The organism is Streptomyces sp. NBC_00554, from assembly GCF_041431135.1.
GTDB lineage: Bacteria > Actinomycetota > Actinomycetes > Streptomycetales > Streptomycetaceae > Streptomyces.
Map to the genome: position 1 here is coordinate 4008684 of NZ_CP107799.1, position 16712 is coordinate 4025395.

Below are 16712 nucleotides of genomic sequence, written 5' to 3' on the forward strand. Positions count from 1 at the left end.
GCTGATCAGGGCGTTGTAGGTGCGGCGATCACGAGTTGGTCACTCCCCAGCCAACACTTGGCGATCCCTTTAATCTTGCTCTCAAACTCCAGCGCCACTTCAGGCACACCCGGAACACACCTAAGGAACACCCAAAGATGAAGAGATTCACGCTGCCGCGTACCGGCATCGCAGCGGCCGCGTCGGTGCTCTCGCTCGCCCTGGCCACCGGCTGTTCCGACAGTGGATCCGACTCCGGAGACGGTGACAAGGCCACGGGCGGCAAGGAGTCGACGGCCGCCGCGAAGGTGCTGAGCAGCAGCGAGTTGGAGAAGGCGATAGTCGCCACGGGCGACGTCGACGGCTTCGAGGTCACATCGGCCACGGACTCCGAGCCATTCGCGTCCTCCAAGGAGAAGGTCAAGGTCGTCGACGAGAAGTGCGCGCCGATCGCGTACGTCCTCACCGGGTTCGCGCCCGGCGACTCCGAGGCCGCGTACCTCAACCGCCAGGTCACTCCGGCCACCGAAGAAATCGCGCCCAGCGCGACCTCCTCGGACAGCCTGGAGGACTCGCTGGATTCGATCACCGACGCCCTCAACAGCACGATGACGATCGTCTCGCTCTCCTCGTACGAGGGTGACGGCGCCCAGGAGACCCTCGCCTCGGTCTCCGAGGCGGTCGAGGGCTGCGCGAGCGGGTTCACCGTCGCGGCCGGCAGCGACACCCAGAAGTTCACGAAGGTGGCGTCCGAGAAGGCGTCCGGGAGCGGCGACGAATCGGTCGCGTTCGCGGTGACCGGTGACGCGGAGGGCGACGAGGTCGTGGTGAAGGGCGAGGTCGTACGCCATGGCAGCACGGTCGCCACGTACTACTCGATAAACCTGGCCGCCTTCTCCGGCGAGGCGGGAGCCGGCACCGCCGACTACGACGTCCCGGCCGAGGTCATCGACGCCCAGGCGGCGAAGCTCAGCTGAAGTCCCAGCTGATGAGGCTCAGCTGAAGTCCCGGCCGGCCAGGCTCAGTTGGACGCCCTGGCCGGCCGCGGGCTCCTCACAGCTTGTTGATGTCCAAGTTCGCGATCGCCGTCTTCGCGACTTCGCGGCCGCGCGCGGTGAAGTCGCCCTTTCCGGGGTAGCTGATCGTGAGCTTGTACATGTCGCCCTTGGACGTCTTGTAGTAGAAGATCTTCAGCTCGCGGGGGCGCGGGTTCTGGCTGTCGGTGGTCGTGTAGACCACCGTGTTCTCGGCAGACTTCTTGCCTTGGTACTTGGTCTCCTTCGGATCCGTCTTCGTCGGGTCCTCGGGCATGCTGAGCTCGTACGCGCCGCTCTCCTTGAACTCGTCGTCGTCGGCGTACATTTCGGCGGCGGAGTTCCCCTTGATCTGACCGCTGGTGTCCTCGGCCTTCTTGGCGAGGTTCAGGCCGATCCAGATGCTGCCGCTGAAGTCCGAGTACGTGACCCAGTTCTTGTCCGTGTCGTCGGCGTCCGGCCTGCCCACCTGGTAGTCCGCCGGCACCGCCAACGTCGCGCCCAGCGCCTTCTGTTCGCGCAGCTTCCAGCCGTCCGGCAACGGCCCCGCGAACGGATCCGCGACCACCAGGTACGCCGCCACCGCCGCGGCGACGATCGCCGCGCCGAGGCCGATCAAGGTCTTGCGCCCGACACGGATCCCCTTGCCGCCCTCCGGCCCCGCGATCCGCACGACCTGCGTCGGCGCCGGAGCGGGCGGCCGCTCGGCCGCCTCCAGGAGACTGCGGACCCGGGCCGCGTCCGGGCGACGGGACGGCTCCTTGTCCAGCAGGCCGTTGATGGTCTCGGCGAGCGGGCCGTTCGCCGAAGCGGGCGCCGCGGGCGTGGAGTTGAGGACGGACTGGAGGGTCGCAGGGGTGTTGCTGCGGCGGAAGGGCGAGACGCCCTCGGTAGCCGCGTAGAGCACGACGCCGAGGGACCAGAGGTCACTCGGCGGGCCCGGGCGCTGCCCCAACACCCGTTCCGGTGCGATGTATTCGGGCGATCCGACGAAGCCGCCCGTGTCCGTGAGGCTGGTCTCGCCCTCGATCTGGGCGATGCCGAAGTCGGTGAGGACGACGCGGCCGTAGCGGCCGAGCAGGACGTTGTCGGGCTTCACGTCGCGATGCAGGATGCCCGCCGCGTGCGCGGCCTCCAGGGCGCCGAGAACCTCAAGGCCCACACGCGCCGCCTCGCGGACTCCGAGCGTGCCCTCCTGGAGAGCGTCACCCAGCGAGCGGCCCTGCACCAACTCCATGACGATCCAGGGCTGTCCGTCCACGACCGCGACGTCGTGGACGTTCACGACCGACGGGTGGTCGAGGCGAGCCGCGGCGCGTGCCTCGCGGCGCATGCGCTCAAAGGCGTTGGCGCGTTCGCGCTCGGGAAGGTGATCCGGAACGCGGGGTTCCTTGACGGCGACCTCGCGGTCCACCGTCTCGTCCTTGGCCCGCCAGACCGTGCCCATCCCGCCGTGGCCGAGCTTGGAGAGGAGACGGTAGCGGCCTGCGATGAGACGTCCCACGCCCGGGTCCTGCTGCGCCTGACCCGGATCCTGTTGCGCCTGCTGCAGCTGTTGCACCTGCTGCTCCGGGACGACCTGGGTCGGCGTGGCGTACGGGTTACCGGGGTAGGGCACACCCGCCTGCTGCCCCGGCAAACCCTGGCGCGGCGGTTGCAGACCGAAACTCGTTGGTTCATCGGCCCCGTAAGGGACTCCCCCGTTGTCACTCATGGGTCCATCCATATCGCGGCAAGCGCTCCGGCATCCAGCCCCGTCGCTTTCCAGTCACAGACCCGTGACGCGAACCACCCTTTATCTCCCCTTTATGCGGGTACGGAGGTGCCCGCTACGACGGTACGAAGCTGTCCACCGCCACGTCGAGGTACTCCTTCGCCTCCCTCGCCCTACCGACCGGCGCCGACACCCACACGTCGTACATCCGCCCGCCCTCCTCCCAGCACAGGTCGTACGTATGCCGCGCGCCCTCCGCCTCGGTGAAGCCGTTCCAGGTGAACTCCCAGAAAGCGGCGGGCTGTCCACCGTGCGTGGCCGAGGTGACGGCGGCGTCGCGGTAACCCGGGTTCGTGGAGGGCCCCTTGGCGTCCCCGCGCCGCATCACCTCGAACGGACCGCCCGGTTCGGGATCGGACACCTTGATGCCGAGGCGGAAGGTCTTCCCCGGCGACATGTAGAAGACCCGCTCCCCTTGCGGCTCCCGGGTGAAGTCGTCCGGCACGGCGAGCGTGAACCCGTTCGGATCCTGCGCGGTGCGGTACCCCGAGGGCACCGTCCGGGCGACAGGACTCACGGGCGGGTTCGAGCCCGACGCACTCGCCGACGTTCCCGGCGCCCCGGTCGTCGACGTACCGCTACGGGTCGCGCTGGGCGTACTCGACGTGCTCACCGCGCTATAAGGAGCCTGCGTACCCCCGCCTCCGCCTCCACCGCCACCGTCGTTCATCAGCAACGCCGCCGCCGACACCCCCGCCCCGGCCATCGCGGCGACCAGCGCGGCAGCGACGAGGATGCCCCGCGTGGAGCGCTGCGCCACGGGAAGCGGAGCGGAGGACGACGAGGTTGATGACGAGGACGGCGGGGCAGGCGCATCCTTCCTCACCGGTACGTCCCGTTGCGTGGGCGTGTACCCGGCCGCGAGCCGCGGCGTACGCCCCGTGTCCCGGAACGCGCGCAGCATCCGCTCCGCCTCCGCCGCGTCGAGCCGCCGCTCGGGATCGCGCTCCAGCAGCCCCCGTACGACGGGAAGCAGGGCCGCGGCCTGGGCCGGCGGCCGGATCTCGTCCATGACGACCGCGTGCAGAATGCCGCCCAACGAGTCACGGTGGAACGGCGATTCGCCGCTCAGGACGGTGCACAGCAGCACGCCCAGCGACCACAGGTCCGACTCGGGGCCCGTCCTGGCCCCGGCCATCCGCTCGGGCGCGGTGTACTCGGGCGAACCGACGAACGCCCCGCTCTCGGTGAGTGTCGTGGCGCCCGCGACCTGGGCGATGCCGAAGTCGGTGAGGACGACCCTGCCTTCCTCGGCCATCAGCACGTTGGCGGGCTTGAGGTCCCGGTGCAGGACACCCGCGTCGTGCGCGCGGCGCAGCGCGCCGAGGAGGCCGATGCCGATGCGGGCGGCCTCGCGCGCGTCGACCGGACCGCGTGCGGAGATCCGCTCGGCGAGCGAGCCGCCCTCGATCAACTCCATGACGATGTACGGGCGTTCGTCGTCCTCGACCACGTCGTGCACGACGATGATGTGCGGGTGCCGCAGCTGTGCGACGGCACGGGCCTCGCGCAGGGTCCGGTCGCGCTGCTGGCGGGCCTCGTCCGCGGAGAGTGTGGTGTCGAGGGCGATCTCCTTGACCGCGACCTGGCGGCCGAGCAGTTGGTCGGTCGCACGCCAGACGACGCCCATGCCGCCCCGCCCGATCCTGGCCTCCAGCCGGTAACGGCCGGCGATCACCCGGACGTTGTCCCCCTCGGTCCCCATGCGTCCCATCATGCCGCAATGGAGCCCGGCCCTCCGGGTCGGCGACCGGCGGTGGCTGTATCCGGCCGTGCCGCTGTCCGGCGCTTCCCCTGCCCGGCGTCGCTATTCGGCCGTGGGGCGCCAGCCCTTCAGAACCGTGTCGAACTGCTCGCGCGTGGTGGCCCAGTCCGCCGCCGGCGCCGACATGTAGATCACGTACTCGACGCCGTCCCGGCTGAGATACGTCTGCTCGATGGCGCGGCGCGGCCCGGGGAACGACGTGTCCTTCGCCAGCGCGGTCCAGGTGAAGTCCCACAGCGCGCCGTCGCAGTCACGGAAGGTGTTGGCCTCCATGCTCACCCGGTGGTAATCGGCCAGCTTCATCAACTGCTGTTCCAGGTCCACCTGGTGCAGGTACGGGTTGTCGAAGTCCGGCGAATCGTCCACGGCGATGCGTACGAAGTGCTCGCCGCCGTCGGGTGTGTAGTCGATCTGGGTGCCGTCGAGCTGCCGCTCCCAGCCCTTGGGCAGGGCGAGGCTGAAGCCCTCGGGGTCGTCCACGCGCACCCAGCCCTCGGGCAGGGCACCGGTCGCCGGCTGCCCGCTCTCGCTGGCCTGCGGGCTGGGGGTGGCGCTCGGCTCCTCCGTACCCGCCGATTCCCCGCTACCGCCGGGTTCCTCGCCGCTGGTGACCCCGCCCGCGCCCGTCCGCCAGTCGTCCGCATACTTCATGACCACGGCACCGCCACCACCGACGAGCGCGGCCGCTACGACGACGAGGGCGATGGTGCGACCCCGACGCCGTTTCCTGGGGCCGGCCGGGGCGGGCGTGGGGTAGGACAGGGCCTGGGGCTGGGTCCCACCCGGGACATGGGGTGCCAAGACATGGGGTGCCGAGATATGAGATGCCGAGTGATCGGGTGCCGGGACATGTGTGGTCGCCCCATGTGCAGGGGTGGTCGACCCATGTGCAGGGGTGGTCGACCCATGTGCAGGGGTGGTCGCGCCATGTGCGGGTGTCGGCGCCCCATGTCCGGAAGCGATGCCGCCACCGAAGGAATGGTCCACCCCGGTTTCCACATGCTGCGTCGGCACGAACGCCTGCGCCGCGCTCGGCCGCCGCCCCTCCGCCGCCTCGGCGAGCATCTGCTCGGCCTCCGCGGCAGTGGGCCGTACGGCGGGATCCTTGCGCAGCAGCGCGGTGATCACAGGCCCGAGCGGACCGGCGTACTCGGACGGTTCGGGCTCCTCCTCGACAACGGCCTGCATGGTGCTCAGCGGCGAGGTGCGCCGGAACGGCGACCTGCCCTCCACCGCCGTGTACAGCGTCGCGCCCAGCGCCCACAGGTCGGAGGCCGGACCGGGATCGTGGCCGCGCACCCGCTCGGGGGCCAGATAGTCGACCGAGCCGACGATCTCGCCGGTGCGCGTGAGGGTCGTATCGCCCTCGACCTGCGCGATCCCGAAGTCGGTGAGCAGTACACGCCGGTCGGCGGACAGGAGCACGTTCCCTGGCTTCACGTCACGGTGCAGCACGCCGGCGGCGTGCGCGGCCCGCAGCCCGCGCAGCACCCACAGCCCGATCCGCGCGGCCTCGGCCGGTTCGACGCGCCCCCGCTCCTTGACCTCGTCGGCCAGCGAGTTGCCCTCGACCAGCTCCATCACGATCCACGGCCGGCTGTCGTACTCCAGGACGTCGTGGATGGTGACCACGGCCGAGTGGTTGATCCGGGCGGCTGCTCTCGCCTCGGCGTGCGTGCGGGCGAGCATCGGGGCCAGGTCGCTCTCGGCGACGTAGAGCGCGGCGGTCAACTCCTTGATTGCGACCGGGCGGTGCAGCACCTCGTCGTGCGCGCGCCACACCCGGCCCATGCCGCCGCTGCCGATGGATTCGGCAAGCCGGTAGCGGCCCGCGAGGAGCAGGCCCTGCATCTGATTCACGTTTCCCCGCAATGCTCTTGACAGGGTCAGACTAAGGAGCGGCCCCCGCACAGGGAACCGCCGTGGCCGTACGGAAACCGCACTGTGACGGTTATCCCTTCCACGCGCGCAAGGGAACCAAAGTGAGCCGAGGGGGAGCCGTGGGGTTACGAAGGCCTCGGCCGACGCCCTGAGACTGTGTCACCTCGTGACCTGATGTCACTCCGTGACCCGATACGTCCCCGAAGCCTGCTCGTACAACCGCGTGACCTCGTCCCGTTCGGCCTCCGGGCCGCGCACCTGCACCACGTGGTAGCGCCCGTCGATGATGATCGCGAGATTGCGCACGAAGAGCTCGTGCCCTTCGCCGTCGGTCCAGGTGAACTGCCCCTCGGCCATGGCAAGGCCGCCCACGTCGATCCGCCGCATCCCGCTGGAAGTGGCCCAGGTCGAGTCGCGGAACGGCTGCAACTCGCCCTCCCGCTCCCGCTGGTACGTCATCGGATCGCTGCCGTACGTGCTCGTGCTGTCCCGACCGGGTACGAGGATGAGCTCGAAGTCGCCGTTGGAGTAGACGACTTGGCCGTTCCCGTTCTTCGCCGCACGGTCCCAGCCGTTGGCCACGGCCACCTGGAAGCCCTCGGCGTCCTCACGCAGCGTGAAACCCTGGGCGACATCGGGGTCGTTGGACCCTGGGCTCGTCGAACTGGACGATGGTGAGGGGCTCTTGTCTTCACCCGGAGAGGTCTGGTCGGGGCGCGGCTCGCTGCTCGCACTCCCTCCCGCGCCGGTGTCGGGGGCGGGACTGACGTCTCCGGCGGAACCGGTCCGCTCGTCGTCCGTGCCGCTGTTCGACCCGGACTTGGGCATGAACACCATGGCGTACGCGATCGCCGCGGCCAGCAGGAGCAGGATCAGCAGGACGAGATTCCGCCCGAGCCGTCTGGGCTTGGCCTGCTTGTTCTGCTTGGCCCGCTTGTGCCGGGCGTGCGGGCTGGTCGCGGGCAGCCCGGCGCGGCGCCTGCGGACGAGCTCGCCCCGGCGCCGCACGATCGGCAGTCGGCTGGGGTTGACCGGCGGCGCGGCGACGACATGCGCCCCCGCCTCGGCCTCCGGCGCCGACCGCACCAAGGAGCGCAGCCAGCCGCGCAGTTCCTCGAAGTCGAGCCGCTCGGTGGGGTCCTGGCGCAGCAGCGACTCCACGACGGGCCTCAGCGGCCCGCACTCCTCCGCGAACGCGGGCGGCTCCGCGCACACGAGCTGCACCAACTCGGCGGTGTTCTCCTCCGGGTAGGGCGCATGCCCCTGAACAGCCCGGAAGAGCAGCGCCCCCAGCGCCCACAGGTCTGTAGCGGGCCCGATCGGCGCCGCCAACTGCCAGTTCTCATGCACCGGCCCGGCCTGCTCGGGCGCCCACCGCTCGGTCACGGGCCCGACCACGGCCATCCGCGCCTGCCGGGCCCGCTCCGCGGCGAGCGCGGTGGCGGGTCCCCGGCGCGGGGGCCCACTGGCGACGATCTGGTCCCAACGGGCGGTCTGGCCTTGGGGGGTGGTGGCGGGGGTGCCGGGAGCCGGGGTGGGTGTGGGCACGGGTGCGGGTGCGGGTGCGGGGGCGGGGGCGGGGGCGAACGGCTGGCCGGGGACGAGGGCGGGAGCGCTGTTGCCCGAGGACGGGGGCGCGCCGGTGGGGGTGCCGCTCATCGGGAGGGGGCTGGTGGAGGTACCGCTCCCGGAGTACATGCCGGGTGAGGTGTCACTCCCGGTGTAACTCCCGGTGTCACCCCCCGGGGCCGCCATCCCGCCGCTCGCGACTCCAGGGAGAGCGGGGCGCCCTTCGACGCCGCCGCCGGTTCCGGTTCCCGTGGCGGTTCCGCTGCCGCCGCCGCTGCCGCCGCGGGGCTGGGCGCCATGCCAGGAGTTGGAGTGCCCGACTCCGTACGGGTCGGCTATCTGCCCGGGGGGCGCGGTGTTGGGACGGTGTTCCGTGCCGTGGCTGGGGACCTGGTACGAACCCTGAGCTTGGGCCGGGCTGTGGCCGGGCGCTTGGGCCGGAGCCTGTCCATGACCAAGCCCCTGGGCCGGGACTTGCCCGCGGCCAAGACCCTGGGCCTGGGCCTGGCCACCGTGCCCAGGAGCCTGCGGGAACCCGCTACCCCCGCTCCCCCCGGATGCCTGCGGGAACCCGCTGTACCCGGCGACCTCGTGCCCGGATGTCTGCGCCGTCTGCGCCGCGCCCTGCGCCTGGCCTTGGGCCTGAACCGGAGATTGTGCCTGGAACGGAGACTGTGCCTGAACCGGAGACTGCGCCTGGGCCGCCGACGCATCGGCCTGCGCCGAAGGCCGGGCCGCAGGCAGCGCCGCCCGACCGCCCCGCTGCTCTTCGTGCACGCGGGCCGCGGCACGCGCTCCGGCACGGTACGCGGCAATGGCCCCGGCGCGCGCCGCACGCATGTCGCTCCCAGCGCCACCCCCAGGACCCCCGGCGCCACCCGCGCCCGCGGCACCTCCAGCGCCACCAGCTCCTCCGGCCCCCCGTGCTTCAAGCGCGCGCGGCCCTACACCCGCAGCCGCCTCCGCAGGCCCCCCACGCTTGGCCCGAGCCTCGATCGCAGCTCGCCGCGCCGCCTCGGGATCTCCCCCAGCCGCAGCACCGCCCGCCCCGGCGCCACCCACCGCTCCGGACAGCCCAGACGCCCCACCAGGACCGAACCCATGCGAAGCACCACCACCGGCACCACCTGAAAGCCCAGTCCCCGCACCCCCGGGCCCACCCGGCCCGCCCGGCCCACCGGCTCCAGCACCTCCACCCCGGACGTCACCCTCGAAGTCCCGCACCGGCACAGGGTCATACCCGCACAGCGCCTCCTCCGCGGCCCCGGCCGCCAGGCCGGTCAGCATCACGCGGCCGTCGTCGCAGACGAGCACCGTGCGCACGGTGATGTTCCGGTGCACCCACCCGTGAGCGTGCAGCACCCGCAGCGCGGCGAGCACATCGGAGGCGATCTCGGCGGCCCGATAGGGACTGAGCGGCCTCTCGGCGAGCAACGCGTCCAGCCGCCTCGCCGCCACCAACTCGCTGACGATCCACAGCGACCCGCCCTCGGCGAACACGTCGAAGACCTGGTCGAGCCGGGGATGGTCGGGTATCTGGGCGGCAGCCTGCGCGGCCTCGATCGCCCGCCGTACGGCAGGTTCGGTGGGCCGGCGCGTGGTCCTCGCGGACGCCCGGCGCACCCCGCCGTCCCGCGCCACGAACCCCTCGGGCAGTCCGTCCGCGTCGAGCACCTCAGCCTCGACGACCTCCGGCAACGGCACCTGCCGGACCAGGACTTCCTGCCCGCTGTAGGTGTCGTACGCCCGGGTCTCGGCGAGTTCGTACTCGTCGGAAGGCGGCAGGGGCAAGCGGTAGCGGTCGGCGAGAATCCGTCCCGCGTACTCGTCCACAATGCCTCCCTCGGCCGCCCGGTTGGTCAATTCCGTTCGCCTTGCGTCCCGTTGTGGTTCCGTACGGTCCGCAACCACTCACGATACGTGCCGGAGGCAACCCGCAAAGTAGGGATGCGATATCTCAGGGTGCTCATGCATGGCGGAACGTCACATCGGCGAGCGGTACGTCACGACTTCGGCTGGAACGTCTCGGTGAACTGCTTCCACGTGTCCTCACGCAGATCGCTGTCCCAGTCGGCCGCCTTCGCCGTGTACATCAACGCGTACCCCTGGCTCGAGTTGACGACGAAGCCGCGGTCGATCGACCGGTACTTCGTGCCGCCGTCCTCGTAGGTGAACTCCCAGTCGGCCGTGTTCCAGCCGCGGTAGTCCACCTTCTCTATTCGCACCCGCTTGTAGTTCGACCGCGTCATGTACTGCTCTTGGTTCTTCCAGTCCGCGACCGGGTCGTCCTTGGGCGTGGTCGTCCACCCGATCAGGAGCTTCTGCCCGTTGGGACCGGTGAGCCGGGCGCCCGCCGAGTCCGTGGACACGTACTTCCACCCCTCCGGCAGCACGATCGAGAACCCTTGACTGCTGGTGTACGGCGTTCCGTCCGCCGGGTCCGAGCCCTCGTCGTCGCTGTCCGACCCGCTCGACGTACCGGCACTGGCGCTGGTGCTCGGCGTACTGCCCGAGCCCGCCTCCCCGGCCGCACCCGTGGCCGAGTCGTCCGCCCCGTCACCGCTGTCCGTGTGGGCGCCGCTGCTCTCCTCGCTGCCGCTTCCGGCGGTCGCCCCGCTGGACGCGGACTTGGTGTCACCGCTCTTGGAGTTCGAGCTGTCGTCACCCCCGTTGAGGGTCAGCGCCAGCACGGTGCCGAGCACCGCCAGCGCCACGACCACCGCGATGATGATCAACGTCCGCCGCGGCACCACATCCGTCAACGGCGCCCGAGGCACCGGCCGCGGCGGCCGCTCCGGAGCCACCGGCCACCCGGAAGCCTTGCCGGCGGACGCGGAGTCAGCAGGCGCATCAGCCGAGACGGAAGCAGAGACGGCAGTCGCGGCAACAGCACCGTCCTTCTCCGACCCAGGTCCGGAAACAGGTCCGGAAACAGGTGCGGACACATGCGTGGCCGCCTCCGTACCCGTGCCCGTACCAGTCCCGGCAGTTGCCCCCGAACCCCCGGACTTGGCCCGCGCCGTCGCAGCCGCACCGGCCGCAGCCGTGGCCGCCCCGGCCGCCGAGGCAGCCTTCCGCACGGAACGCATCGCCCCGCGCAACCGCTCCCCGGCCTCCTCACCCCGCTTGGCCCCGGAACCGCCCGAGCCACCGGAACCCGAACCACCCTTGCCGGACCCCTCGTCCGGCACCGGCGGCAACGCCACGACCTTCGTCGCGTCCGGCGGCTCCGGCGCGGTCGGCCTGGGCTCGGGCGCGCGCAGCACCTCGGTGAGCATCGCGCTCGCACCCTCGACGTCGAGCCGCTGCTCGGGGTCCTTGGCGAGCAACCCGTAGATCACGTTCTCCAGCGGACCCGCGTTCTTCGGCTGCTCCACCGGCTCGGTCATCACCGCGGTGAGCGTCGCGATCGCGGAACCCTTGTCGTACGGCGGCACGCCCTCCACCGACGCGTACAGCAGACCGCCCAGCGACCACAGGTCGGCGGCGGGCCCGGGCTTGTGACCGCGCGCCCGCTCCGGCGAGATGTACGAGGGCGCGCCGACGAGCATGCCCGTCGAGGTGATGGACGGGTCGCCCTCGACCTGCGCGATCCCGAAGTCGGTCAGCACGACCCGGCCGTCCTCGGAGATCAGCACGTTCGACGGCTTCACGTCCCGGTGCAGGATGCCCTCCCGGTGCGCCGAACGCAGCACATCGAGAATCGCCAGCCCGACCTCGGCGGCCCGCACCGGCGTGAGCAGGCCGTCCTCGCGGATGACCTCGGCGAGCGACTTGCCCTCGACGAGCTCCATCACGATCCACGGCCGGTTGTCCTCGTCGACCACGTCGAAGACCGTCACCGCGCCGTTGTTACGGATCCGCGCGATCGCCTTGGCCTCACGCAGCGTGCGCGTGATCAGCCGCCGCTTCTCGTCCTCGTCGATGCTCGACGGGAACCGCAGCTCCTTGACGGCGACCGTGCGGCCCAGGGTCTCGTCCTTGGCCCGCCACACGGTGCCCATGCCGCCGCGGCCGAGAACATCCCCCAGCCGGTAGCGCCCGGCGAGGAGACGTTCGCTCTTGTCCTGACGGGATGCTCCCGCCCGCTCCGCCTCCGACATGCGTCCCCTCAAGCAACCCGCCCTGACAGAGCCTTCATTGTCCCTCACCGGACAAGTGAACGATGCCGTGGGGCCCCTCAAGAAGGGACCGCCCGACACCTGGCCCCGCGCCGTCCCGCATGATGGCCCCCAACAAGGAAGGACCGCCGATGCCGCCGCGCCGGACACCTCGGACACTCCGGGCCATACCCGCGGCCCTGGCGCTCCTCGGCCTGGCCCCGACCTGCTTGCTCGCCTCGACCCCGACCGGCGCACAAACCCCCAGGTCCGAGCCCTCGTCCGGCTCCCGAACCCTCACGTCCCCAGCACCAGCCGGATCGCGATCGCCCGTCTCCCCGGCCGCGGACGCCGCCCTCGCGCTCCTCGTCACCCGCGGCAAGGCCCCGGCCGCGGCCCTGCTCGCCCAGGACGATTCCGGCTCACAATTCGCCGACGCCGGTGACGGAATCGACCGCTCCGACCACTTCCGCGCGGGCAGCATCACCAAGACGTTCATCGCGACCGTCGTCCTGCAACTGGCCGCCGAACACCGGCTGTCCCTGTCGGACTCCGTGGACGCCCACCTCCCGGGCCTGGTCAGCGGCGCGGGCAACGACGGCAGCCGCCTGACCCTGCGCGCCCTGCTCACCCACACCAGCGGCCTGTACGACTTCACCGCCGACACCCTGGGCACCGTCCCCGTCACCCCGCTTCAGGCCGTACGCATCGCGCTCACCCACCCCCCGGCCGACCCCGGCCGCTACGCCTACTCGAACACCAACTACGTCCTGCTCGGCATGGTCGTCGAACAGGTCACCGGCCACTCGTACGCCACCGAGGCCGAGCGCCGCATCATCACCCCTCTCCGTCTGACCGGCACCTCCTTCCCGGGTGCCCGCACCTCTCTCCCCTCACCGCACGGCCGCGCGTACGCCGCCGACGGCTCCGACGTCACCGAGCTCGACCCGCGCGTGGCCGGCGCGGCGGGCGAGCTGGTCACCACGCTCGCCGACCTGGACCGCTTCTACGGGGCCCTGCTCGCCGGCGAGCTGCTCCCGCCCGGCCAACTGCGGGAGATGCTCAACACCCGCGCCGCACACGGCTCGTACGGCATGGGCCTCTACCCGGTGAAGCTGCCGTGCGGCACCACGGTGTGGGGGCACAACGGCCGCATATCCGGCAGCTACGTGCGCAGCGCAGCCACCGTCGACGGTCGCCGTGTCCTCACCTTCCGGGTGAACACGGACGGGATCGCAGACCCTGGCCTCGAACCGGCCCTGCTCGCCGCCGAGTTCTGCCCCCGCACCGAGTAGAACGGACACGTTCCGAGCAAAGATCCCAGCTCACGACACTCGTTCGAGTGACATCCCCGGCACGGACCAGCCACACCGCCATGGCGACGACCGGACCGCCACAAGGACGGCCACGAGGACGGCCACGAGGACGGCTACAGCGGAACGATGTCCGGCGCCCCCAGCCGCGCCGCGTCCGCCGTCAGGTCGTCCGGCTGCCGCTGCGACTCCCGCTCGGCCTCGACCCGCTTCTCGTAGTGCTCCACTTCCCGTTCGATCTGGTCCTTGTCCCAGCCGAGCACCGGCGCCATGAGCTCCGCGGCCTCCCGCGCACTGCGCGTTCCCCGGTCGAAGGTCTCGATCGAGATGCGGGTGCGCCGGGTCAGCACGTCGTCCAGGTGCCGGGCACCCTCGTGCGAGGCGGCATAGACGATCTCGGCCCGCAGATAGTCCTCGGCGGCCGGCAAGGGCTCGCCGAGTGAGGAATCGGCGGCGATGAGGTCGAGCAACTCCTCGGCGAGCGTGCCGTACCGGTTCAACAGGTGCTCCACGCGCACCACATGGAGCCCGGTGCGCGCCGCGATCCGCGCTCGCGCGTTCCACAGCGCCCGGTACCCTTCGGCGCCGAGCAGCGGAACGTCCTCGGTGACGCACTCGGCGACCCGCTGGTCGAGACCGTGCACCGCCTCGTCCACCGCGTCCTTGGCCATCACCCGGTACGTCGTGTACTTGCCGCCCGCCACGACCACGAGCCCCGGCACCGGATGCGCCACGGTGTGCTCGCGCGACAGCTTGCTGGTGGCGTCCGACTCACCGGCGAGCAGTGGCCGCAGCCCCGCGTACACACCCTGTACGTCGTCGCGGGAGAGAGGCACCGAGAGTACGGAGTTCACGTGCTCCAGCAGATAGTCGATGTCCGCGCTGGACGCCGCCGGATGGGCCTTGTCGAGGTCCCAGTCGGTGTCGGTGGTGCCGATGATCCAGTGCCGCCCCCACGGGATCACGAAGAGCACGGACTTCTCGGTACGCAGGATCAGCCCTGAAGTGGAGTTGATCCGGTCCTTCGGTACGACCAGATGGATGCCCTTGGACGCACGTACGTGGAACTGCCCCCGCTCCCCCACCATCGCCTGGGTGTCGTCGGTCCACACCCCCGTGGCGTTCACCACCTGCTTGGCGCGGACCTCGTACTCCCCGCCCCCTTCGACATCCTGCACCTTGGCACCGACAACGCGTTCGCCCTCGCGCAGGAAGCCGGTCACCCGCGCGCGGTTGGCGACCTTCGCGCCGTACGCCGCCGCCGTGCGCACCAGGGTCGCCACATAGCGGGCGTCGTCCATCTGCGCGTCGTAGTACTGCAGGGCGCCGACCAGGGCGTCCTTCTTCAGGGCGGGGGCGACGCGCAGGGCGCGGGTGCGGGACAGGTGGCGGTGTGTGGGCAGTCCGCGTCCATGGCCGCTCGAAATCGACATGGCGTCGTAGAGCGCGACGCCCGAGCCCGCGTACAGCCGCTCCCAGCCCTTGTGCTGGAGCGGGTAGAGGAACGGCACGGGCTTCACGAGGTGCGGCGCGAGCCGTTCGAGGAGGAGCCCGCGTTCCTTCAGCGCCTCGCGCACCAGTGCGAAATCGAGCATCTCCAGATAGCGCAGGCCGCCGTGAATCAGCTTGCTGGACCTGCTCGACGTGCCCGACGCCCAGTCGCGCGCTTCCACCAGACCTGTGGACAGGCCGCGTGTCACGGCGTCAAGGGCGGTGCCCGCACCGACCACGCCCGCGCCCACGACCAGCACATCCAGCTCACGCTCGGCCATTCCCGCCAGTGACTCGGCGCGCTCCGCCGGCCCCAGTGTCGCTGTCCTCACCGCTGCCTCCCGCTCTTGGTCGCGCGGCCTCACCCTCGGGCGGGACCCGTGCTCACATCCCCCATGCCCAAAGTCTGACCTTCTTGCCCTCCTTCGGCCACCACTCACCAGCAGCCTGTGGACAACACTCGGGGAATCTTGAACGCGCAATCCCGCAAATCGGTCATATTTACTCCTAGTCTGACATTGCGCTCGCCCGTCTTGTCCACAGGGCTTGCGCACCTGTCCCGCTTCGGCTACTGGGAAGGACGGCCCACTCCATGCCCGCAGACCTCGCCGTCATCGGACTCGGTCATCACGGCCTGCCCCTCGCCCAGGCCGCCGTCGCGGCCGGCATCCCCACACTCGGCTACAAAACCGGTCCGGAAGGCGGCTCCCTCAGCCCCGCCGAACTGCGCCGGATGCTCTCGGGGGGCTTCCGGCCCGCCACCGACCCGGCGGAACTCGGCCGCGTCCGCACCGCGGTCATCTGCGCCCCGACCTCGCGCGGCGCGGACGGCGCACTGGACCTGAGCCAGCTGGAGGCGGCCGCCCGCACCCTGGCCGCACAGCTGCGCCCGCACACCACCGTGATCCTCGAGTCACCCGTACGCCCCGGCACCACGGAGGAGTTCCTCCGCCCGCTCCTCGAAGAGGGCTCCGGACTGCGCGCGGGACGCGATTTCCACCTCGCCTACTCCCCCAGCCGGGTCGACCCCGGCAACCGCGACTTCGGCCCCGCCAACACCCCGAAGGTCATCGGCGGCCTGACACCGGCCTGCACCGAGTCGGCCGCCGCCTTCTACGGGCGCCTCACCGACAAGGTCGTACGCGCGCGTGGAACACGCGAAGCGGAAACCGTGCAGCTCCTGGAGACCAACTTCCGGCACGTCAACATCGCCCTCGTCAACGAGATGGCCGTGCTCTGCCACGACCTGGGCGTCGACCTGTGGGACGTCATCCGCTGCGCCGAGACCAAGCCGTTCGGCTTCCAGGCGTTCCGGCCGGGCCCCGGAGTCGGCGGCCACGGAATCGCCCAGGACCTGACAGGCCACTCCGGACGCACCCTCCGGATGGTCGAACTGGCCCAGCAGGTCAACAACCACATGCCCCAGTACGTCATCCAGCGCGCCGCCACGCTCCTCAACGAGCACGGCAAATCGGCCCGCGCCGCGCGCGTGCTCCTCCTGGGCGTCACCTACAAGGCGGACCTCGCCGACCAACAGGGCACCCCCGCCCACGAGATCGCCCTGCGCCTGATGGAACTCGGCGCGTCCGTCAGCTATCACGACCCACTCGTCCCGGCATGGCGCGTCCTCGGCCGCCCCGTCCCGCGCGCGGACTCCCTCTACGAGGCCGCGGCCGACGCCGACCTCACGATCCTGCTCCAGCAGCACCGCACGTACGACCTCCAAGGACTGTCCGTGAAGGCCCAACTCCTCCTGGACACAAGGGGAGCAACCCCCACCGGAGCAGCCCACCGGCTCTGACCCCG

9 protein-coding genes are annotated in these 16712 nt (G+C 71.1%); 3 read left to right on the top strand and 6 right to left on the bottom strand.

The annotated features are described in order from the left end of the window. The first annotated feature begins 137 nt into the window (after nt 1-137). Nucleotides 138-956 carry a hypothetical protein gene (locus OG266_RS17205; protein WP_371546654.1) on the top strand — a complete coding sequence of 273 codons (819 nt, stop codon included), beginning with the start codon at nt 138-140 and terminating at the stop codon, nt 954-956. A gap of 76 nt (nt 957-1032) precedes the next feature. Here OG266_RS17205 and OG266_RS17210 read toward each other — a convergent pair whose 3' ends face one another. The 5 genes from OG266_RS17210 to OG266_RS17230 form a co-directional block, all read right to left on the bottom strand. Next, nucleotides 1033-2727, bottom strand: a complete 1695-nt coding sequence (locus OG266_RS17210; protein ID WP_371546656.1) for a serine/threonine-protein kinase — start codon at nt 2725-2727, stop codon at nt 1033-1035. A gap of 115 nt (nt 2728-2842) precedes the next feature. After that, nucleotides 2843-4492 (bottom strand): serine/threonine-protein kinase, encoded by a 1650-nt coding sequence (locus tag OG266_RS17215; protein ID WP_371546659.1) that lies wholly within the window; start codon nt 4490-4492, stop codon nt 2843-2845. A gap of 102 nt (nt 4493-4594) precedes the next feature. Next, complete coding sequence (locus tag OG266_RS17220; protein ID WP_371552831.1) at nt 4595-6403, bottom strand: protein kinase; 1809 nt, start codon at nt 6401-6403, stop codon at nt 4595-4597. Nucleotides 6404-6610: 207 nt separating this feature from the next. Next, nucleotides 6611-9835 carry a protein kinase gene (locus tag OG266_RS17225; RefSeq protein WP_371546662.1) on the bottom strand — a complete coding sequence of 1075 codons (3225 nt, stop codon included), beginning with the start codon at nt 9833-9835 and terminating at the stop codon, nt 6611-6613. Nucleotides 9836-10005: 170 nt separating this feature from the next. After that, the gene (locus OG266_RS17230; RefSeq protein WP_371546663.1) at nt 10006-12105 is read right to left on the bottom strand and encodes a protein kinase; all 2100 of its coding nucleotides are present in this window, start codon (nt 12103-12105) and stop codon (nt 10006-10008) included. A gap of 149 nt (nt 12106-12254) precedes the next feature. Here OG266_RS17230 and OG266_RS17235 point away from each other — a divergent pair, with 149 nt between their 5' ends. Further along, the gene (locus tag OG266_RS17235) at nt 12255-13397 is read left to right on the top strand and encodes a serine hydrolase domain-containing protein (protein WP_371546664.1); all 1143 of its coding nucleotides are present in this window, start codon (nt 12255-12257) and stop codon (nt 13395-13397) included. Nucleotides 13398-13531: 134 nt separating this feature from the next. On the opposite strand, the gene OG266_RS17240 is transcribed toward OG266_RS17235, so the two are convergent. Continuing rightward, nucleotides 13532-15238: a glycerol-3-phosphate dehydrogenase/oxidase gene (locus tag OG266_RS17240; RefSeq protein ID WP_329545963.1), complete on the bottom strand. Its 1707-nt coding sequence runs from the start codon at nt 15236-15238 to the stop codon at nt 13532-13534. A 260-nt stretch (nt 15239-15498) separates the two neighbouring features. Here OG266_RS17240 and OG266_RS17245 point away from each other — a divergent pair, with 260 nt between their 5' ends. Then, the gene (locus tag OG266_RS17245; protein ID WP_266455820.1) at nt 15499-16707 is read left to right on the top strand and encodes a nucleotide sugar dehydrogenase; all 1209 of its coding nucleotides are present in this window, start codon (nt 15499-15501) and stop codon (nt 16705-16707) included. Nucleotides 16708-16712 lie beyond the last annotated feature (5 nt).

Excerpts from the sequence above, each read along its gene's own strand:
- OG266_RS17245 (WP_266455820.1), top strand. The coding sequence starts at position 15,499 with ATGCCCGCAGACCTCGCCGTCATCGGACTCGGTCATCACGGCCTGCCC.
- OG266_RS17235 (WP_371546664.1), top strand. The coding sequence starts at position 12,255 with ATGCCGCCGCGCCGGACACCTCGGACACTCCGGGCCATACCCGCGGCC.
- OG266_RS17210 (WP_371546656.1), bottom strand. The coding sequence starts at position 2,727 with ATGAGTGACAACGGGGGAGTCCCTTACGGGGCCGATGAACCAACGAGT.
- OG266_RS17215 (WP_371546659.1), bottom strand. The coding sequence starts at position 4,492 with ATGGGGACCGAGGGGGACAACGTCCGGGTGATCGCCGGCCGTTACCGG.
- OG266_RS17205 (WP_371546654.1), top strand. The coding sequence starts at position 138 with ATGAAGAGATTCACGCTGCCGCGTACCGGCATCGCAGCGGCCGCGTCG.
- OG266_RS17230 (WP_371546663.1), bottom strand. The coding sequence starts at position 12,105 with ATGTCGGAGGCGGAGCGGGCGGGAGCATCCCGTCAGGACAAGAGCGAA.
- OG266_RS17220 (WP_371552831.1), bottom strand. The coding sequence starts at position 6,403 with ATGCAGGGCCTGCTCCTCGCGGGCCGCTACCGGCTTGCCGAATCCATC.